The organism is Streptomyces sp. NPDC086835, from assembly GCF_044745705.1.
Lineage (GTDB): Bacteria > Actinomycetota > Actinomycetes > Streptomycetales > Streptomycetaceae > Streptomyces.
In genome coordinates, this window is the sequence record NZ_JBIVAU010000001.1 from 262,306 (window position 1) to 281,612 (window position 19,307).

Consider the following 19,307-nt stretch of genomic DNA (forward strand, 5'->3'; position numbering starts at 1 on the left):
CAGGGAACCTACAGGCCCATCGACTTGGCGATGATGGACTTCATGACCTCGCTGGTGCCGCCGTAGATGCGGTTGACGCGGTTGTCGGCGTACAGACGGGCGATCGGGTACTCGTTCATGTAGCCGTAGCCGCCGTGGAGCTGGAGGCAGCGGTCGATGACGCGGTGGGCGACCTCGGTGCAGAACAGCTTCGCGGAAGCGGCCTCGGCGGCGGTCAGCTCGCCGGCGTCCAGCGCTTCCAGCGCGCGGTCGGCGACGGCTTCCGCGGCGTCCACCTCGGCCTGGCAGGCGGCCAGCTCGAACTTGGTGTTCTGGAACGAGGCGACCGGCTTGCCGAAGACCGTACGGTCGGTCACGTACTGCTGGGCGAACCGGATGGCGGCCTTGGCCTGGGCGTACGCGCCGAACGCGATGCCCCAGCGCTCGGACGGCAGGTTCTGGCCGAGGTAGTAGAAGCCCTTGTTCTCCTCGCCGAGCAGGTCCTCGACCGGGACCTTGACGTCGACGAAGGCCAGCTCGGCGGTGTCGGAGGTGCGCAGGCCCAGCTTGTCCAGCTTGCGGCCGACGGAGTAGCCCTCTGCCTTGGTGTCCACGGCGAACAGGGAGATGCCGAAGCGGCGGTCGTCCTCGCGCGGGGCGGACGTGCGGGCGCAGACGATCACACGGTCGGCGTGCACACCGCCGGTGATGAAGGTCTTGGCGCCGTTGAGGACGTAGTGCGTGCCGTCCTCGGAGAGCTTGGCGGTGGTCTTCATGCCCGCGACGTCGGAGCCGGTGCCCGGCTCGGTCATCGCCAGCGCCCACATCTCTTCGCCGGTGACGAACTTCGTCAGGTAGCGCTTCTTCTGCTCGTCGGTGGCGAGCAGCTTGATGTAGGGGAGGGCGAGCAGCACGTGCACACCGGAGCCGCCGAACTGGACGCCCGCGCGGGCGGTCTCCTCGTAGAGGACGGCCTCGAACTTGTGCGTGTCCAGGCCCGCGCCGCCGAACTCCTCGGGCACGTTGATGCCGAAGATGCCCAGCTCGCCGAGCTTGTAGTAGAAGTCGCGCGGCGCCTGGCCGGCAGCGAACCACTCGTCGTAGACGGGGACGACCTCGGCCTCGATGAAGGCGCGGATGGTGTCCCGGAACGCCTCGTGGTCCTCGTTGAATACGGTCCGGCGCACGGACGCCTCCTCGGTGACGGTGACTGTGTGGGCACGCTGCACATGGCTAAGCGCTTGCTCAGCCTAAGTTACCGGGGGGTTGTTGAAAGTGTCCATAGTGATGCTGAGCACGTACCGGCGTGACGACGCCCCCGCCGCAAGGGCGGGGGCGTTGCCGTGTCGGGCTGTGCGCGCGGGCTGCGGGCGCTCTCAGCAGGCGATTCCCTGCGAGCGCAACCACTCGCACTGCGTCTCGCCGGACGTCTTGCCGCCGTCGTAGGCGCGGGGGTCCTTGTACGCGGGGCCGACCGGCTCGTTGTCCTCGAACACGCCGTCTCCGTCGACGTCCCCGCCGTCGGGGTCGATCGTGCCGCCGGGGTTACGGCAGTTCTGGCGGTCGGCCGGGTCCGTGGTGCACTGCTTCTTCGCCGCGGCCTCCTCCGCCGCTGCGCTCTGGGCCGTGGCCTGGGTCGCCAGGGCCTTCCCCAGCGGGGCGTTCCCGACCTGCAAGGAGACCTTGGGGAGGTCGGCCGGCGGCCGGGGTGCGGAGGTCTCGGACCCGCAGGCCGAAAGCGTCGAGAGCAGGCAGGTTGCCAGAAGGGCGGTGCCGGCGAGGGTGCCGGTCCTGCGGCGGGTTATGTGCATGGGCCCACGCTCCGACCGATGAGTGATTTGTCCGTTTGTGCGACGAACGCTACGGCGGTTCCCCCGGCCGGTCAACGTTTCGGGTCTGCCCCTCCCGCTGCCCGGAGCGCTTCAGATCCGTGACGAACGCCGGCCAGGGCCCCGCGCGGGAAACGGGTTGACCTTTACGTAACGTCAACTTCTACCGTCCACGCATGGAGTGGTCGATCCAGGACATCACGCGGCGCGCCGGTACGACGAGCCGGACGCTGCGGCACTACGGCGAACTCGGGCTGCTCGAGCCGAGCCGGGTCGGAATCAACGGCTACCGCTACTACGGCCAGGACGAGCTCGTGCGCCTGCAGCGGATCCTGCTGCTGCGCCGACTCGGGCTCTCTCTGCCGGCGATCGCCGAGGTGCTCGCGGGGCAGCAGGAGACCGCCGCCGCCCTGCGGACGCACCTGGAGTTGCTGGAACAGGAGCGCGAGCGCATCGGCCGGCAGATCGCCGCGGTGCGGACCACTCTCGACAAGACGACGAGAGGAGTGCAGCTCATGCCCGAGGAAGTGCTGGACGGCTTCGACCACACGCAGTACGAGCAGGAGGTCACCGAGCGCTGGGGCCGTGAGGCCTATGTGAACGGCGACCGCTGGTGGCGTTCGCTCACGGACGAGGAGAAGCGGGACTTCAAGGAGCGCCAGGAGGCGATCTCGCGGGACTTCGTCGCCGCCTTCGAATCCGGGAAGACCGCGGAGGACGACGAGGTGCGGGACATCGCCCGGCGCCACTGCGAGTGGCTGTCCGGACCGGTGCCGGTCAGCCGCTCGTACGTCATCGGTCTGGGCGAACTCTATGTCGCCGACCCCCGGTTCACCGCGCTGTACGACCAGCACGCCGAGGGAGCCGCCGTGTTCATCCGCGACGCTCTCAAGGTCTACGCGGAGCGGCATCTGACCGATTGAGGAACGGTGCCCGACGGACGTCACCAGCAGCACCTGGCACGCGGCCTGAGCCGGGGACAGAGGTGGGATCAGCCAGGCAGGGCAGGCGGCGGGCCTGGTTGGGGGTCCTCCGCGTCGTAGGCCGAGAGCGCCGCCTGGCGGTGGTCGAGGAGTTCGGCGAGGTCCTCCGGGGACAGGTGCTCGCGTGCCAGTTTCACCCTGGCGCGGCCTTCCAGGGCCGCCCAGGCGTGCCGGGCGCGCTTGTTGGCACGGCAGCGGACGTCGCTGCGGAGGAAGCCCGCCCCGGCCGCGAAGCCGGCGGAGGCCAGGGCGAGCAGGGCGGCGGGGATGCGGGCGTCGGCCGTGGCCAGGCCGGCGGCTCCGGCGGTGCCGGCGAGGAGGGCGGCCGGGAAGCCCAGGGCGATATGGGCCTTGGTCCAGAACTCGGCCCGGCGGTGGGCGAGTCCCTTCTGGTGCGCCGCCTCGTCCCGTAACCGCTCGACCTCGGCGCGCAGGCGGCGCGCCGGCCCGTCCGGGTCCGCGACCCTGGTTCCGTCAGCAGGAGTGACCATGCGGGAATTCCAACACACCTGAGGAGCAAGGGGATCGGTGCGTGGCGACAGCTTTCGGCCGCGCCGGTCGTGGGCTTGTCACGGAACCGTGGACGTCGGACCACCTACCCCTGGCGCAGCGCGAACCACAGCTCCATCCGGACGTCCACGTCGTCCAGGTCGGCGTCCAGCAGAGTCGCGCAGCGGCCGATGCGCTGGCGGACGGTGTTGCGGTGGATGTCCATGGCGGCGGCGGTGCGGTCCCAACTGCCGTGCAGGGAGAGCCACGTCCGCAGCGTTTCGACGAGCGCGGGGGAGTCGGCGAGCGGGGCCAGACGCGCGCGGGCCTCGTCGGGGGTGAGCGGGCCGGACTCGCGGTGGCGCACCAGAGGCTTGCCCGTCGTGAGCGCACGGCGTACGGCGCGTGCCGCGTGCGTGTCGGCGACGGCGAGGTCCCGCGCCTCGGCCGGGGCGCTGACTCCGAGCGTCCAGCCCGGCTGGGCCGCGACGGCCGTGCTCGCGGGCAGCAGCAGCCGTACCGTCGTGCCGTCGGGCGTCTCGACCAGGGAGGTGCCCAGCGTCGCCGCCAGCGCGGCAGCCGCGAACGGGGTCCCGTCGCCGCCCTGGGCGTGGACCACCGTCCAGGGGCCCGGGTCCAGCGAGCGCGCCACCTCGGCCGGGGCCTCACCGAGGAGCAGCCGGACAAGGGCCGCGTCGCGTACCGCGGAATCCGCCCCTCGTCGCGGGGCCGTGAGCAGCGAGAGCAGGACGACGGCCACCCCGGCGATCGGGTGGTTCCCCGGCTCGTGGTGCTCGGACGCGACTCCGAGCGTGAGGCCGTCGCCGTCGCCGCCGCCGAGCGCGTACGCGGCGAGCCGCAGTCCCCCGCCGTCCCCGCTCGCCGTCGCCGGTCCGCCCGGGCGCGGTCCCACGACTCCCGCCAGATCCGCGAGCGCACGGCTCGCCGCCTCGGGGATCGGCCGGCCCGCCGCCGCCGACTCCGTACCGTCCGGAGCGAACAGCACCGCGCGTCCGCCGAGCCGCGAGGCCAGCGCGCCGAGCACCGCCGGGACAGGGGCCGGCCGGGCCGCCGCCGTCGCCAGCGACTGCTGTGCCTCGGTCACCCGCCGCAATTCCTGGAGGCGGGCCTGGGCCATCAGTCGCCACAGCGCCCGGGCAACCGCCGTGAACGGCGTCTGCGGCGGCACCTCGACCAGCGGCAGGCCGTGGCGTGTGCACGCCTCGACGAGCTCCGCGGGGACGGTGTCGTACACCGGAGCCACGCCGAAGCCGAGTGCCGCCGCGCCCGCCTCGACCACGCGTTCCACATACCGCGACGGGTCGCTGAGCTGCACGCCCGCCGTCATCAGCAGTTCACCGCCGAGGAGGTACGGATAGGGGTCCGCCATCTCGGAGGTGTGCACCCAGTGGAGGGCGGCGTCCTCGGGGCCCGCGAGCAGTCGCAGACCGAGGTCCCGGCGGGCGAGCAGGGCGGCGAGCGGGACGGCCGGCGCCGGGGGCGTGGATGCGGGCTCCTGAGCGGACATGGCGGTGGACCCTTCGTACATCCATCGTGGGAACGATGGATGAAACGTACACTTCAGCGTCGCTTTCCGGCCACCTACTGTCATGCCATCCAGCGGCAGCGGGTACGGGCGGATGTCCCCGCGATCGGCCCTGGCACTTTCCCCGCACGACACGCCACTGAGGTGAGCAGAGGAGGGCCCATGGCCGTCGACTACGCAGTCATCGTCCTGTACCTGGCCAGCATGCTGGCGATGGGCTGGTGGGGCATGCGCCGCGCCAAGTCCAAGAGCGAGTTCCTGGTCGCGGGCCGCCGCCTCGGCCCCTGGATGTACTCGGGCACCATGGCCGCGATCGTGCTCGGCGGCGCGTCGACCATCGGCGGCGTCGGACTCGGCTACAAGTACGGACTCTCGGGCGCCTGGATGGTCTTCACCATCGGCCTCGGCCTTCTCGCCCTGTCCGTCTTCTTCTCCGCGCGGATCGCCCGGCTCAAGGTCTACACCGTCTCCGAGATGCTCGACCTGCGCTACGGCGGCAAGGCCGGCGTGATCTCGGGCGTCGTCATGTGGGCGTACACCCTGATGCTGGCCGTCACCTCGACCATCGCCTACGCCACGATCTTCGACGTCCTCTTCGACCTGCCCCGGACCGCCGCGATCGTCCTCGGCGGCACGATCGTCGTCGCCTACTCGACCCTCGGCGGCATGTGGTCCATCACGATCACCGACATGGTGCAGTTCGTGGTGAAGACCATCGGTGTGCTGCTTCTGCTCCTGCCCATCGCCGTCGTCAAGGCGGGCGGCTTCGCCGAGATGAAGGCGGCGCTGCCGACCGCGTACTTCGAGCCCCTCGGCATCGGCGGCGAGACGATCTTCACGTACGTCCTGATCTACACCTTCGGCATGCTCATCGGCCAGGACATCTGGCAGCGGGTCTTCACCGCCCGCACCGACAAGGTCGCCAAGTGGGGCGGCACCGTCGCCGGTACGTACTGCCTCGCCTACGCCCTCGCCGGCGCCGTCATCGGCACGGCCGCCAAGGTGATGTACCCGAAGCTGCCCAGCGCGGACGACGCCTTCGCCACCATCGTCAAGGACGAGCTGCCGATGGGGGTCCGGGGCCTGGTGCTGGCCGCCGCGCTCGCCGCCGTCATGTCCACCTCCTCCGGCGCGCTCATCGCCTGCGCCACCGTCGCCAACAACGACATCTGGTCCCGGCTGCGCGGCCTCACCGCCAAGGCGGAGGGTGGGCACGACGAGGTCAAGGGCAACCGCGCCTTCATCCTGATCATGGGCGTCGGAGTCATCCTCATCGCCATCGCCCTCAACGACGTCGTCCAGGCCCTCACCGTCGCCTACAACCTGCTCGTCGGCGGCCTGCTGGTGCCCATCCTCGGCGGCCTGCTGTGGAAGCGCGGCACCGTGCAGGGCGCGCTCGCCGCGGTGACCGTCGGCGGTCTCTCGGTCATCGGCCTCATGGCGGCGTACGGCATCCTTGCCAACCAGCCCGTCTACTACGGCCTGCTCGCCTCTCTCGCCGCGTACGTGGCCGTCAGCCTGGCCACCCGGCCCACCGACCCGGCCGTGCTCGCCAACTGGCGTGAGCGGCTGGCCGGCCGGGGCGGCGACGAGGCCGAGCCGGAGGCCCCGCCCGCCGAGACCGCGCCGGTCCACAGTTAAAGTCGTACAAACGCCCTGAAACGGCTTAATGCGCAACGAAGCGCAAGAAGGAAGGCATGTCACATGAGCAGCAACGAGCAGCCGCGCGGCCCCGTCGACTCCTCCCGCATCCCGCGGTACGCCGGACCCGCCACGTTCGCCCGGCTGCCCCGGCTCGACGAGGTCGGCCGTGCCGACGTCGCCGTGGTCGGCGTCCCCTTCGACTCCGGGGTCTCCTACCGGCCCGGTGCGCGCTTCGGCGGCAACGCCATCCGCGAGGCGTCGAGGCTCCTGCGCCCGTACAACCCGGCCCAGGACGCCTCGCCCTTCGCGCTCGCCCAGGTCGCGGACGCGGGTGACATCGCGGCCAACCCGTTCAACATCAACGAGGCCGTCGACACCATCGAGGCCGCCGCCGACGACCTGCTCGGAACCGGCGCCCGGATGATGACGCTCGGCGGCGACCACACCATCGCGCTGCCGCTGCTGCGTTCCGTCGCCAAGAAGCACGGTCCGGTCGCGCTGCTCCACTTCGACGCGCACCTCGACACCTGGGACACCTACTTCGGCGCCGAGTACACCCACGGCACCCCGTTCCGCCGCGCCGTCGAGGAGGGCATCCTCGACACCTCCGCCCTGTCCCACGTCGGCACCCGCGGCCCGCTGTACGGCAAGCAGGACCTCACCGACGACGAGAAGATGGGCTTCGGCATCGTCACCTCCGCCGACGTCTACCGCCGGGGCGCCGACGAGGTCGCCGACCAGCTGCGGCAGCGCATCGGGGACCGCCCGCTGTACATCTCCATCGACATCGACTGCCTCGACCCGGCGCACGCACCCGGCACCGGCACCCCCGAGGCCGGCGGCATGACCTCCCGCGAACTCCTCGAGATCCTGCGCGGGCTCGCGTCCTGCAACCTCGTCTCCGCCGACGTCGTCGAGGTGGCGCCGGCCTACGACCACGCCGAGATCACCTCCGTCGCCGCGTCGCACACCGCGTACGAGCTGACCACGATCATGTCCCGGCAGATCGCCGACGCGAGGAAGACGCAGTGACCCACGACCACGACCTGGTGCTGCGCCCCACCGCGGCCCAGACCGAGGCTGCGCTGAACCCGCCGGCCGGCCGCAACGGCGGCGACCTCGTCGTCGAGACCCTCTCCGGGCTCGGCGCGACGACGGTCTTCGGCCTGCCCGGCCAGCACGCACTCGGCATGTTCGACGCGCTGCGCCGCTCGTCCCTGCGGTACGTCGGCCTGCGCGTGGAGAACAACGCGGGCTTCGCCGCCGACGCGTACGGCCGCGTCACCGGCGAGGCGGCACCGCTGCTGCTGTCGACCGGCCCCGGTGCGCTGATGTCCCTGGCCGCGCTCCAGGAGGCGGCCGCGGCGTCGGCGCCCGTGCTGGCGATCGGCAGCCAGGTGCCCTCCGCCGGGCTCGGCGGCGGCCGCCACGGTTATCTGCACGAACTGCGTGACCAGCAGGCGTCGTTCCGGGACATCGTCAAGTCCGTGCACGTGGTGCGCACGGCCTCCCAGATCCCGTCGGCGATCGCGGCCGCCTGGGAGTCGGCGCTGACCGCTCCGCACGGACCCGTGTGGGTCGAGATCCCGCAGGACGTCCTCCTCGCCGGAACCACCCTCCCGGTCGTCACCGCCATGGACGCCACACCCGACGACGTCGTGCCGCGGCCCGAACTGACGGCTGTCGCCGCCGACCTGCTGTCGAACGCCGCCCGGCCGGCGATCATCGCCGGCGGCGGAGTCGTACGCTCCGACGCCTCCGGCAAGCTGCTCGCGCTCGCCGAGAAGCTCGACGCGCCGGTCGTCACCACCTTCGGCGGCAAGGGCGCCTTCCCCTGGGAGCACCCGCTCTCCCTCCAGTCCTGGCTGGAGGACCGTCACACCACCGACTTCCTGGAGTCGGCGGACGTGCTGCTCGTCGTCGGCTCCGGCCTCGGCGAACTCTCCTCGAACTACCACACGTTCGCGCCGCGCGGCCGGGTGATCCAGATCGAGGCCGACCTCGGCAAGCTGGAGTCCAACCACCCGGCGCTCGGCATCCACGCGGACGCGCGCCTCGCGCTGTCCGCCCTGCTGGAGACGGTCTCCGAACGCGAGGACCCCTCGGCCGCCACGTCCGTGCGGGACGTCCTCGCGGCGGTCCGGGCCCGGATCGACTCCCAGGAACTCACCCTGGAGCAGCGGACCCTCGCCTCCGTGCGTGAGGCGCTGCCCGACGAGTCGCCCAGCTTCTGGGACATGACGATCCTGGCCTACTGGGCCTGGTCGGCCTTCGACGCCCGCAAGCCCAACACGATGCACTCGGCCCAGGGCGCCGGCGGCCTCGGCTACGGCTTCCCCGCCGCCCTCGGCGCGGCCGCCGCCGACCCGTCCCGGCCCGTCCTCGCCGTGTCCGGCGACGGCGGCGCGATGTACTCCGTCGCGGAACTCGCCACCGCCCGCCAGTACGGCCTGCCGGTCACGTGGCTGATCGTCGACGACGGCGGCTACGGCATCCTGCGCGAGTACATGACGGACGCGTTCGGCGAGGCCACCGCGACCGAGCTGGCCCGCCCGGACTTCGTGGCGCTGGCGGAGTCCTTCGGCGTCCCCGCCGTCCGCACGAGCCCGGAGTCCCTGTCGGAGGACTTGGCGAAGGCCTTCGCCAGGCCGGGCCCGTCGGTCGTCGTCCTCCCGGCACTGCTGCGCATGTTCGCCCCGACGCACCTGTGACGGCCGGGGCCCCGGGCGGGTGACGGCCGCGCCGGAGGCGCCGGTGTCGTCCGCGCGCCTGCGGCGGCTACGAGGCCGCGGCGATGGCGCCTGTGACGGCCGTCGCCGCCGGCGCACCGGGGGCGCCGGCGACCTGGAGGCCGGCGACCCGGAGGCTGTGGCGCTGGGGGCCGTGGCGGTGGCGGCAGGGCGGCGGGATCGGGTCAGGCCGGTGCGACGAAGCCCGACTCGTAGGCGGCGATGACCGCTTGCGTCCTGTCCCTCGCGCCCAGTTTGGCCAGCACCGCGCTGACATGGGTCTTCACGGTCTCCGTGCCGACGAACAACTGCGCCGCGATCTCCGCGTTGGAGAGCCCGCGCGCCATCAGCCGCAGGACGGCCGCCTCACGCTCGGTGAGCGCGGCCCGCTCCATTGCCGTGCGCGCCGCCGAGTTGCCGTACTCGGCGGCCAGCGACCGTACGGCTGCGGGGAACAGCAGCGACTCTCCCTCGGCGACCAGCCGCACCGCGTGCACGATCTCCGCCGGGCGTGCCCGCTTGAGCAGAAAACCGTCGGCGCCCGCGCGCAGCGCCTCGTACACGTACTCGTCGTTCTCGAAGGTCGTGACCACCAGGATCTTCGGTGGGTCGTCGACCGTGCGCAGCACGGCACGGGTCGCCTCGATGCCGTCCATCAACGGCATCCGCACGTCCATCGCCACCACGTCCGGCCGCAGTTGCCGCACCAGCGGGATCACCGCGGCCCCGTCGGCGGCCTCGCCGGCCACCTGGATGTCCGGCTGGGCCTCCAGCACGGCACGAAGCCCCGCCCGTACGAGAGGTTCGTCGTCGACAAGCAGCACGGTGATCGGCACCCGTTCAGCGTAGGCCGTCGAGCGGTAGCCCCACCTTCACCCTCCAACTGCCCTCGTGCGGACCGCTCGTGGCCTTTCCGCCGAGCAGCGCCGCGCGCTCCCGTATACCGCGCAGTCCACTGCCGCGAGCGGCGGGAGTGACCGGGCCGGTCAGCGCGTTGACGACCTCCAGGTCGAGCCGGCCCTCGGCGACGGCGATCCGAACCCGCGTCGGCACCGGGCCCGCGTGCCGCAGCACGTTCGTCAACGCTTCCTGGACTATGCGGTACCCCTCCCGGGACACCGGCCCCGGTACGAGCGTCAGCGGACCCGTCACCTCGGCCCGCACCTCCGCGCCCGACGCACGCGCCGACTCCAGCAACCGGTCGGCGTCCGCGAGTGTGGGGCGGCTGCCGACCGGCTGCCCCGATTCGCGGAGCACGTCCAGCACACGCTCCAGGTCGTCCAGCGCCGCGCGGCCCGTCTCCTCGATCGCCGCCAGCGCCCGCTCGGTGAACTCCTTGTCCCCTGTGGCCCGCGCCGCGCCCGCCTGCACCACGGCCACGGTCAGCGCGTGGCCGATCGAGTCGTGCAACTCCCGGGCGATGCGGTTCCGCTCCAGCAACTGTTCGGTGCGCTCCTCCAGCGCCGTGAGCCGCTCCGACGCGGAGGCGCCGAGCAGGCGCACGGCGATGGCTGTGGTCAGCTCTCCGAGCCCGACGACCGCGACGAGCAGGACCGCGGCCGGCAGAGGCACCAGCAGCGCGTACCACCAATGGCCGTGGTCGGGCAGCGGCACGAGTGAGCCGGAATCGGGCCGGCCACCGCCGGCGAGCAGAGCCAGGTCGACCGACATGCCGAGCAGGTGCACCGTCAGCCTGCCCGTGAGCAGACCGAGACCGAGACGTATCTCCAGCCACAGAGCCGTCCTCCAACGGTCGGACCAGGTGGTCGAGGAGGTGACGGCGATACCGGAAGTGTCGTCCTTGTATCCGTACGGAGTCAGCAGGAGGCGGGCCTGCAACCCTTCGACGAGCCGCATCGCCGGGACGAGCCCGAGCAGACCGAGCGCCAGCACAGGCACGTACAACCGCGTCGTGTCGATGAACAGCCACACGCCCATGACGACCGTGCCGATGAGCAGGTGCAGCCAGCGGGTGTAGGTGACACGGCGGGTGATCCTGCGGGTCAGCGGGCGCAGAAAGCGGAGCACGTGGAGCATTCCGTCATCGTGCCAGCGGCACCGGCCGCGACGGCTCCCCCTCACGGGGGAGGCGGTCTCCTCCGGCGGGGGAGGCAGCCGGCCCGGCCCGGCGGCGAGGCTGATGTCATGACCAGCATCGACGTCTCACAACTCACGAAGGAGTACGGCGGCAGGCGCGCCGTGGACGGGCTCACGTTCAGTGTCCGTCCCGGCAAGGTCACCGGCTTCCTCGGCCCGAACGGTGCCGGGAAGTCGACGACCATGCGCCTCGTCCTCGGCCTGGACCGGCCCACGTCGGGCACGGCCACCATCGGCGGACGCCCGTACGCGGAGATCGACGAACCGCTGCGCCAGGTGGGCGCCCTGCTCGACGCGCAGGCAGCGATGGGCTCCCGCACGGGCCGGGACCATCTGCGCATCCTCGCCGCGGCGGCGCGGATACCCGAGCGGCGCGTGGACGACGTGCTGGAACAGGCGGGCATCGCGAGTGCCGCGGGCCGGCGGATCAGGACGTACTCGCTCGGCATGCGCCAGCGGCTCGGCATAGCGGCGGCCCTGCTCGGCGACCCGGCGGTGCTGATGCTCGACGAGCCGTCGAACGGGCTGGACCCCGAGGGCATCATCTGGATCCGGCAGCTCGTGCGGGAGCTGGCCGCCGAGGGCAGGGCCGTCCTTGTCTCCAGCCATCTGATGAGCGAGACGGCCTCGTTCGCCGACCACTTGGTGGTGCTCGGCAGGGGCCGGCTGCTCGCCGACACCGGTATGCGGGAGTTCATCGACGCATGGACGACACCACGGGTCCGGCTGCGCACCACCGACGGGGACCGGCTGCGTGCAGTCCTCCGAGGCAGGGGCCTTCACCCGGCAGAGAGTGAAGACGGCCGGTGGACCGTCGAGGGTGCCCGGGTCGAGGACATCGGGCCGCTCGCCGCCGAGGAAGGCATTCCGATTCTCGAACTGGCCGGCGAGGAGCCCTCGCTGGAGCACGCGTACCTCGCTCTCACGGCCGACGAGGCCGAGTACACGACCGCCCGGCCCGCCACTGCTGCCCAGGAGGCCTGACCATGTCGTCCGTCGTCCCCGCACTGCACTCCGAGTGGCTGAAGATCCGGTCCGTGCGCTCCCAGTGCCTCACGCTCGCCGCCGTCTTCGTGGCCACGACCGGCTTCTCGGTCCTGATGTGCGCGACAGTCGGCGCCGAAGAGGTCGCCGAAGGAGGGTTCGACCCCGTCCGCGCCTCGTTCTTCGGCCTCAACTTCGGCCAGATAGCGGCGATCTGCTTCGGCTCGATCGCCGTCGCCGGCGAGTACCGGGCCGGAGCCATCCGCGTCTCGCTGGCCGCCGTCCCCCGCCGGCGCGTGTTCTTCGCGGCCAAGCTCACGGTCGTGGGCCTGCTGGCACTCGCCGTCGGTCTGGTCACCAGCACGACGTGTTTCGTCCTGGGACAGGCGGCCCTGGGCGACCGGGGCGTGAGCATAGGCTCGCCCGGCGCGTTGCGGGCCGTGGTGGGATGCGGGCTCTACCTGGCGCTGATCACTCTGTTCGCAGCCGGACTCGCGGCGGCGCTGCGCAGCGCGCCGGCGGTCATGGGCATTCTGATCCCGTTCCTGCTGATGCTCTCGTTCGTGCTCGGGGACGTTTCGCAGGGGGGCAGCTGGGTCGACTTCCTCCCGGACCGCGCGGGCCAGCAGATCCTGCTCCAGCAGCCGGACGGCCCACTGAACCCATGGACGGGGACGGGAGTCCTGGTGCTCTGGGTGGCGGCGGCGCTGTGGGTGGGCGGCCGGCGGCTTACTCGACGGGACGCCTGAGGCCGGTCGCGGCGGCCGCACCCGCCCACCCGGCCGCCGGAGGGACCGGGGACCGTCAGTGTCTGGACAGCCCGCCCGGCACTGACGGTCCGCCCGGGGCACTGACGAGCCGTCCCTCACCGCGCGCAGGCTGTGTGTGGTGGCTGCGTACGTGACCACCCGCCGCTTCCCGCCGCAGCGGCGGAACGCCCCTCACGTGCCACTGCTGGTGGTCGTGTCCGCGAACGAATGGTGCTCGTGGGCGACGACCCAGCGTCCCTTCTCCTTACGCAGCCCGACCGTCAGCCGCAGGCGGTTCTCGGGATGCTCCGCCAGCTCCTTGGGCGTGCCGCAGCGCAGCAGCGCGTACGCGAAGGCGGCGTCCCCGCCGGCGGTGACGTCGAGCGACACGATCTCGAACGAGGCACCCTGTGCCTGCCACTCGAAGAACGGCGGCCATGTCTCGCGGTAGGCGTCGAGACCCCGGACACCGTCATGCGGCGGCGGCACGTCGAACATCACGATGTCGTCCGCGTGGTCCGCCAGCACTTCCGGCAGGTCACCTCGGTGAACGGCTTCGGCCCACCGCTCGATCAGGCTCCGGATCTCTGCTTCGTCATCGGCCATGACGGTTCACTCCTTGTGCCTGGTGTACGGACCTGCACCAGGACAGACTCCCGAACAAGGCCCGATTCATCGGCCCCCGCGCGGCACGGCGCACCTCACGAGCCACGGCGCGCGGGCCGCCCGTCAGCCTTGGGACCCGTCATCCTTGTGACCCGTCAGCCCTGGGGAGGGCCGGCCTCCGCCAGCACCTTCCGCAGCCCGGCTATGCCCGCCCGCCACGCAGGACCGGCATCGGTCTCGTCCCAGAGCTCCATCAGCTCCGAGGGCTTCTTGAGCGTCCGGTCAAGTGCCTCGACCGCGAGCATCCGCAGGTCGGCGGGCAGCTCGGGGACGGGCTCGTCCGGGCCGTAGGGCGTGGTCACCGCCTCCCCGCCGGGACACTGCGCGGCGACCAGCGCCGCGGCGGCCACCGCTTCGACCGCCTCGTCGCTGTCCAGGTAATCGTCGGTCCCGACGACGCGCAGCAGCGCCTCGCGCAAGATGCCAGGACGCTCGCTCTCGGCCGCGTCGTCCAGCGTGCCGGAGAAGTCCGCCGCTGTGTCGTTGTCGAAGTGCCCGATGTCCCAGGTGCCCATGGTGTCCCCCGTCGTGCCGTCGGCCGGTTGTCCGGCCGGTGGTCCTGTCCGTCCTCCGACAGGCCGTCCGTCTGTTGATGACGTCTCGGCCGTCCGCTCTTGGTGACGCACCGACATCGTGGCAGGGGCCACTGACAATCGGCCCCGGCGCACTGTCTGCGCGTATTGCTCACGCCCACCGGCATGCGTGACAGGTGCCGTGCCGGCTCACCAGTCCCGCCATTCGCCCGCGATGTCGTCACCGTCCATCCCGTTGCGGCCGGCCAGTGCGGCGACGTCCACGCCGCGCTCGGCAAGGACGGCGTCGATGTACTCGCACAGATCCTCACGCTCGATCGTGCAGTAGGCGCCGTGCTCGGCGTCGACGGCGTTCAGGGCGAGGACGCCCCGCCGCACCGCCGCGAGCACCTCCTCGTCGCCGGCCGCGCTGTCGAGACCGGCCACTTCCGCCTCGTAGGCGCCGAGGGCGGCGTCCGTCGCGGCGAGCAACTGTGGGGTGTAGGGCGTGCCCGTGTCGGCGTACTGCGCTGCTTCCGCCCGCCAAGCGGCCGAGGGCCTGATCGTCATGCCCGGACGGTAGCGCCCGCCACCGACACCCGCCTGCCGGTGCCCTCAGCCCTGGGACTCGACGTCGGGCGGCGTACCCCGTGTCCACGCCACACGCAGGGCGGTCGCCGAGATGCGCCAGCCGGCCGGGGTTCTGACGAGCTCGGACTCCGTGTGACCGGCGGAGACGAAGACCTCCTCGGAGCCGTCCGCCAGGACATGCGTGCTGAGCTGGGCGCCGCGGGCCGTGGCGCGGTCGCCGTCGAGCGCGATGACCGTGTTGCTCCCCAGGTGCACGGTCCTCTCGAAGAGGGCCATCGCCCGCCGGACGGTCGCCAGCAGGGCGTCCCGCCCGCGGACCGTGCCGACGGGCAGCTCGGCGGTGACGTCCTCGGTGTGGAAGGCGCGGGCCCACTCCTCGTCGAGCGGCCCCTCGTCCAGGGACCGCAGATACCGGTCCAGCAGATCCGCGATCTCGGCCCGGTCGGCCAGGGCGCGCAGCTCGCGCCGCATCTGTTCGATGTCGATGTCGGTGTCCATGCCGGCGAGCCTGTTACGTCAAGCGCGCTTGAGGTCAAGCGCCGGTCCTAGGACCCTGGACCGGTCTTTGGCGCCGACGGGTCGCGGAGGGATGAAATCCGCGGGCCGCCGCGTTGGTGCCTTCCGGAAGATCAGGCCCGCGATCGGATCCGAGGATCAGGTCGGGCGGGCCCGCAGCGGTATCGACGGGGAGGCATCACGTGGCGGCGGCACCAGCAGCGCAGGGGTGGGCACGGCGGTTGTCCGGGTACGCATGGCGTTACCGGCTCAACGTCGTACTCGCTCTCGGCTCGTCGCTGGGCGGCATGGCCGTCATGGCGCTCGTACCGCTGATCATCAAGGTCGTCATCGACGATGTGATCACGGCGCAGACACGCTCGCTGCACACCTGGACCGGGCTGCTGATCGCCGCCGCCCTCGCCGTGTACGTGATGACGTACATCCGGCGCTACTACGGCGGGCGGCTCGCCCTCGATGTGCAGCACGACCTGCGCACCGACATGTACGGGACGATCACCCGGCTCGACGGGCGGCGGCAGGACGAGCTGTCCACCGGGCAGGTCGTCGGGCGGGCCACCAGCGACCTGCAGCTGATCCAGGGGCTGCTCTTCATGCTCCCGATGACCATCGGGAACTTCGTCCTGTTCGGCATCTCCCTCGTCGTCATGGCGTGGCTGTCCCTGCCGCTGACCCTGATCGCGCTCGCCGTCGCGCCGGCCCTGTGGGTCATCGCCAAGCGCAGCCGCACCCGGCTGCACCCGGCCACCTGGTACGCGCAGAGCCAGGCCGCGGCCGTCGCCGGGGTGGTCGACGGGGCGGTCAGCGGTGTGCGCGTCGTGAAGGGCTTCGGGCAGGAGGAGCAGGAGACGCAGAAGCTGCGCGAGGTGAGCAGGAAGCTCTTCGCGGGGCGGATGCGCACCATCCGGCTGAACTCGAAGTACACGCCCGCGCTGCAGTCCGTCCCGGCCCTCGGACAGGTCGCGATGCTGGCGCTGGGCGGCTGGCTGGCCACGAAGGGCGACATCACGCTCGGTACGTTCGTCGCCTTCTCCGCCTATCTCGCGCAGCTCGTCGGCCCGGTGCGGATGCTGGCCATGGTGCTGACCGTCGCCCAGCAGGCCAGGGCCGGTGTGGAGCGGGTCTTCGACCTGATCGACACGCAGCCGGGCATCAAGGACGGCACGAAGGAACTGCCGGCCGACGCCCCGGCCACCGTCGAGTTCGACGACGTGAGCTTCGAGTACGCGGAGGGCAAGCCGGTCCTCGACGGGTTCTCGCTGGAGATCGCCGCCGGCGAGACCGTGGCGGTCGTCGGCGCCTCCGGCAGTGGCAAGTCCACCGTCTCGCTGCTGCTTCCCCGCTTCTACGACGCCACCCGCGGCGCCGTACTGGTCGGCGGCCACGATGTGCGTGAGCTGACGTTCGACTCGCTGCGGGCGGCCATCGGCCTCGTACCGGAGGACAGCTTCCTCTTCTCGGACAGCGTCCGGGCCAACATCGCGTACGGGCACCCGGAAGCCACCCAGGAGGAGATCGAGAAGGCGGCCCGCGCCGCCCAGGCCGACCGTTTCATCGCCGAGCTCCCCGAGGGCTACGACACCAAGGTCGGCGAGCACGGCCTCACCCTCTCCGGCGGCCAGCGCCAGCGCATCGCGCTCGCCCGCGCCATCCTCACCGATCCCCGGCTGCTGCTCCTCGACGACGCCACCTCGGCCGTCGACGCCCGTGTCGAGCACGAGATCCACGAAGCGCTCAAGCACGTCATGGCCGGGCGTACGACGCTGCTGATCGCCCACCGCCGCTCCACCCTGAACCTCGCCGATCGCATCGCCGTGCTCGACGGCGGCCGGCTCGCCGACATCGGCACGCACCAGGAGCTGGAGCAGCGCTGCGCGCTGTACCGGCGGCTGCTGACCGACCCGGACGAGCTGGGCGGCGTCTCGCCCGGCCACATCGTCCGGCAGGCCGCCCCCGAACCGGCCGAGGACCGGACCGTACGCGACGAGCTCGACGCCGAGTTCGACGTGGAGCGCGGCATCACGCCACGGCTGTGGGCGCGGGACGAGAACGCGGAGGAGGCGAAGGAGGAGCCGGGCGCGACGCCCGAGCTGCTGGCCCAGGTCGAGGCGCTGCCCCCGGCCACCGACACCCCCGACATCGACGAGGCGCGGGCCACCCGCCCGGAGCCGGCCGGCGCGACCGCCGGCGAGGGCGGCAGGCTGCGGGCCGTGCTGAGCGGGTTCGGCCTGCCGCTGCTGGTCAGCCTCGGGCTGGTCGCCGTCGACGCCGGCATGGGCCTGCTGCTGCCGATCCTGATCCGGCACGGCATCGACGAGGGTGTGGAGCAGGTGGCGCTCGGCGCCGTGTGGGCGGCCTCCCTGCTCGCGCTGGCGACCGTGCTGGTGCAGTGGGCGGCGCAGATCGGCGAGACCCGGATGACGGGCCGCACCGGTGAGCGGGTGCTGTACTCGCTCCGCCTGAAGATCTTCGCGCAGCTCCAGCGGCTCGGTCTCGACTACTACGAGCGTGAGCTGACCGGCCGCATCATGACGCGGATGACGACGGACGTGGACGCGCTGTCCACGTTCCTGCAGACGGGCCTGGTCACCGCCTTCGTCTCGGTCGTCACCTTCTTCGGGATCATGGTCGCCCTCGTCGTCATCGACGTGGAACTCGCCCTGGTGGTCTTCGCGACGTTGCCCGTCCTGATCGTCGGCACGTACTTCTTCCGCAAGCAGAGCGTCAAGGCGTACGAGCTCGCCCGTGAACGCATCAGCGTCGTCAACGCCGACCTCCAGGAGTCCGTCTCGGGTCTGCGGATCGTGCAGGCGTTCCGCCGGGAGCGCACCGGCCGGGAGAGCTTCGCGGCCCGCAGCGACAGCTACCGCCAGGCCCGGGTGCGCGGCCAGTGGCTGATCTCGATCTACTTCCCGTTCGTGCAGCTGCTGGCGTCGGTGGCCACTGCCGCCGTCCTGATCGTGGGCGCGGGCCGGATCGAGGCGGGCACCCTGACGACGGGCGCGCTGGTCGCCTACCTGCTCTACATCGATCTGTTCTTCGCGCCCGTGCAGCAGCTCTCGCAGGTCTTCGACGGCTACCAGCAGGCGGCCGTGTCACTGCGCCGCGTGCAGGAACTGCTGAGTGAGCCGGCCTCGACGCTCACGCCGGCCGAGCCGCACCCGGTGCGGGCACTGCGCGGCGACATCGGCTTCGAGGACGTGTCGTTCGCCTACGGGGACGAGGAGGAGGCCCTCACCGGCGTCGATCTGCGCATTCCGGCCGGGCAGACCGTCGCCTTCGTGGGCGAGACGGGCGCCGGAAAGTCGACGCTGGTCAAGCTCGTGGCCCGGTTCTACGACCCGACGAGCGGCCGTGTCACCGTCGACGGCAAGGACGTGCGCGAGCTGGACCTGACCGCGTACCGGCACCGTCTCGGCGTCGTCCCGCAGGAGGCGTACCTCTTCTCCGGCACCGTCCGTGACGCCATCGCCTACGGCCGCCCCGGTGCCAGCGACGCCGAGGTGGAGGCGGCCGCACGGGCGGTCGGCGCGCACGACATGATCGCCACGCTCGACGGCGGCTACCTCCACGAGGTCTCGGAGCGGGGCCGCAACCTCTCCGCGGGACAGCGCCAGCTGATCGCCCTGGCCCGCGCCGAACTCGTCGACCCGGACGTGCTGTTGCTCGACGAGGCGACGGCCGCGCTGGACCTGGCGACGGAGGCGCAGGTGAACCAGGCGACGGACCGGTTGACCGGCCGGCGTACGACCCTTGTCGTCGCCCACCGGCTCACCACCGCCGCCCGCGCGGACCGCGTGGTCGTGATGGACCACGGCCGTGTCGCGGAGGACGGCACCCACGACGAACTGCTCGCCCTGGACGGACGCTACGCCGCCCTGTGGCGCACGTTCGTCGGCGAGGGCACGGAGGACATAGGGGAGGACGAGCCCGCGACGGTGTGACGCCACGGGCCCGGCCGGAGTCGGTGCGCCCGCGGGTCCGGCCGGCCCG

General features: G+C 71.9%; 17 protein-coding genes. 7 read left to right on the forward strand and 10 right to left on the reverse strand.

The genetic code is table 11. The features are described from left to right. Nucleotides 1-8: 8 nt before the first annotated feature. On the reverse strand, nucleotides 9-1,166 hold the full coding sequence (locus ACIPJI_RS01195; protein WP_307706535.1) for an acyl-CoA dehydrogenase family protein: 1,158 nt from the start codon (nucleotides 1,164-1,166) through the stop codon (nucleotides 9-11). A gap of 189 nt (nucleotides 1,167-1,355) precedes the next feature. Then, a complete protein-coding gene (locus tag ACIPJI_RS01200) occupies nucleotides 1,356-1,790 on the reverse strand; it encodes a hypothetical protein (RefSeq protein ID WP_402243786.1) in 435 nt (144 codons plus the stop codon). A gap of 194 nt (nucleotides 1,791-1,984) precedes the next feature. Here ACIPJI_RS01200 and ACIPJI_RS01205 point away from each other — a divergent pair, with 194 nt between their 5' ends. Then, a complete protein-coding gene (locus ACIPJI_RS01205) occupies nucleotides 1,985-2,731 on the forward strand; it encodes a TipAS antibiotic-recognition domain-containing protein (RefSeq protein ID WP_402243787.1) in 747 nt (248 codons plus the stop codon). Between the two features lie 68 nt (nucleotides 2,732-2,799). Here the strand turns inward: ACIPJI_RS01205 and ACIPJI_RS01210 are convergent, their stop codons facing one another. Both ACIPJI_RS01210 and ACIPJI_RS01215 read right to left on the reverse strand, forming a co-directional pair. Then, on the reverse strand, nucleotides 2,800-3,282 hold the full coding sequence (locus tag ACIPJI_RS01210) for a hypothetical protein (protein WP_356623039.1): 483 nt from the start codon (nucleotides 3,280-3,282) through the stop codon (nucleotides 2,800-2,802). A 104-nt stretch (nucleotides 3,283-3,386) separates the two neighbouring features. Beyond that, a complete protein-coding gene (locus ACIPJI_RS01215; RefSeq protein WP_356623038.1) occupies nucleotides 3,387-4,808 on the reverse strand; it encodes a PucR family transcriptional regulator in 1,422 nt (473 codons plus the stop codon). A 180-nt stretch (nucleotides 4,809-4,988) separates the two neighbouring features. On the opposite strand from ACIPJI_RS01215, the gene ACIPJI_RS01220 reads away from it, so the two are divergent. The 3 genes from ACIPJI_RS01220 to ACIPJI_RS01230 all read left to right on the forward strand — a co-directional run bounded on the left by ACIPJI_RS01220 (nucleotide 4,989) and on the right by ACIPJI_RS01230 (nucleotide 9,181). Further along, a complete protein-coding gene (locus tag ACIPJI_RS01220) occupies nucleotides 4,989-6,467 on the forward strand; it encodes a sodium:solute symporter (RefSeq protein WP_402243789.1) in 1,479 nt (492 codons plus the stop codon). Nucleotides 6,468-6,530: 63 nt separating this feature from the next. Beyond that, nucleotides 6,531-7,502 (forward strand): agmatinase, encoded by a 972-nt coding sequence (speB, locus tag ACIPJI_RS01225; protein ID WP_356623035.1) that lies wholly within the window; start codon nucleotides 6,531-6,533, stop codon nucleotides 7,500-7,502. After that, the gene (locus ACIPJI_RS01230) at nucleotides 7,499-9,181 is read left to right on the forward strand and encodes a thiamine pyrophosphate-binding protein (RefSeq protein ID WP_402243791.1); all 1,683 of its coding nucleotides are present in this window, start codon (nucleotides 7,499-7,501) and stop codon (nucleotides 9,179-9,181) included. The genes speB and ACIPJI_RS01230 overlap by 4 nt, the downstream gene beginning before the upstream one ends. A gap of 203 nt (nucleotides 9,182-9,384) precedes the next feature. Here the strand turns inward: ACIPJI_RS01230 and ACIPJI_RS01235 are convergent, their stop codons facing one another. Continuing rightward, a complete protein-coding gene (locus tag ACIPJI_RS01235; protein ID WP_307706528.1) occupies nucleotides 9,385-10,035 on the reverse strand; it encodes a response regulator transcription factor in 651 nt (216 codons plus the stop codon). 4 nt (nucleotides 10,036-10,039) lie between these two features. After that, on the reverse strand, nucleotides 10,040-11,236 hold the full coding sequence (locus tag ACIPJI_RS01240) for a sensor histidine kinase (protein ID WP_402243792.1): 1,197 nt from the start codon (nucleotides 11,234-11,236) through the stop codon (nucleotides 10,040-10,042). A 108-nt stretch (nucleotides 11,237-11,344) separates the two neighbouring features. Between ACIPJI_RS01240 and ACIPJI_RS01245 the strand changes: the two genes are divergently transcribed. After that, complete coding sequence (locus ACIPJI_RS01245; protein ID WP_402243794.1) at nucleotides 11,345-12,280, forward strand: ABC transporter ATP-binding protein; 936 nt, start codon at nucleotides 11,345-11,347, stop codon at nucleotides 12,278-12,280. Between the two features lie 2 nt (nucleotides 12,281-12,282). Then, complete coding sequence (locus tag ACIPJI_RS01250) at nucleotides 12,283-13,029, forward strand: ABC transporter permease (protein WP_402243795.1); 747 nt, start codon at nucleotides 12,283-12,285, stop codon at nucleotides 13,027-13,029. A 192-nt stretch (nucleotides 13,030-13,221) separates the two neighbouring features. On the opposite strand, the gene ACIPJI_RS01255 is transcribed toward ACIPJI_RS01250, so the two are convergent. From ACIPJI_RS01255 to ACIPJI_RS01270, 4 genes are all read right to left on the reverse strand, one after another. Then, nucleotides 13,222-13,635 carry a YybH family protein gene (locus tag ACIPJI_RS01255; protein ID WP_402243796.1) on the reverse strand — a complete coding sequence of 138 codons (414 nt, stop codon included), beginning with the start codon at nucleotides 13,633-13,635 and terminating at the stop codon, nucleotides 13,222-13,224. Between the two features lie 155 nt (nucleotides 13,636-13,790). Further along, entirely contained in the window at nucleotides 13,791-14,210 is a 420-nt protein-coding gene (locus ACIPJI_RS01260; protein WP_402243798.1) for a DUF4259 domain-containing protein, read from the reverse strand. A 207-nt stretch (nucleotides 14,211-14,417) separates the two neighbouring features. Further along, nucleotides 14,418-14,777, reverse strand: a complete 360-nt coding sequence (locus ACIPJI_RS01265; protein ID WP_402243800.1) for a hypothetical protein — start codon at nucleotides 14,775-14,777, stop codon at nucleotides 14,418-14,420. A gap of 45 nt (nucleotides 14,778-14,822) precedes the next feature. Beyond that, entirely contained in the window at nucleotides 14,823-15,296 is a 474-nt protein-coding gene (locus tag ACIPJI_RS01270; protein ID WP_402243801.1) for a nuclear transport factor 2 family protein, read from the reverse strand. A gap of 200 nt (nucleotides 15,297-15,496) precedes the next feature. Between ACIPJI_RS01270 and ACIPJI_RS01275 the strand changes: the two genes are divergently transcribed. Further along, nucleotides 15,497-19,258, forward strand: a complete 3,762-nt coding sequence (locus ACIPJI_RS01275; RefSeq protein WP_402243802.1) for an ABC transporter ATP-binding protein — start codon at nucleotides 15,497-15,499, stop codon at nucleotides 19,256-19,258. Nucleotides 19,259-19,307: the final 49 nt, after the last annotated feature.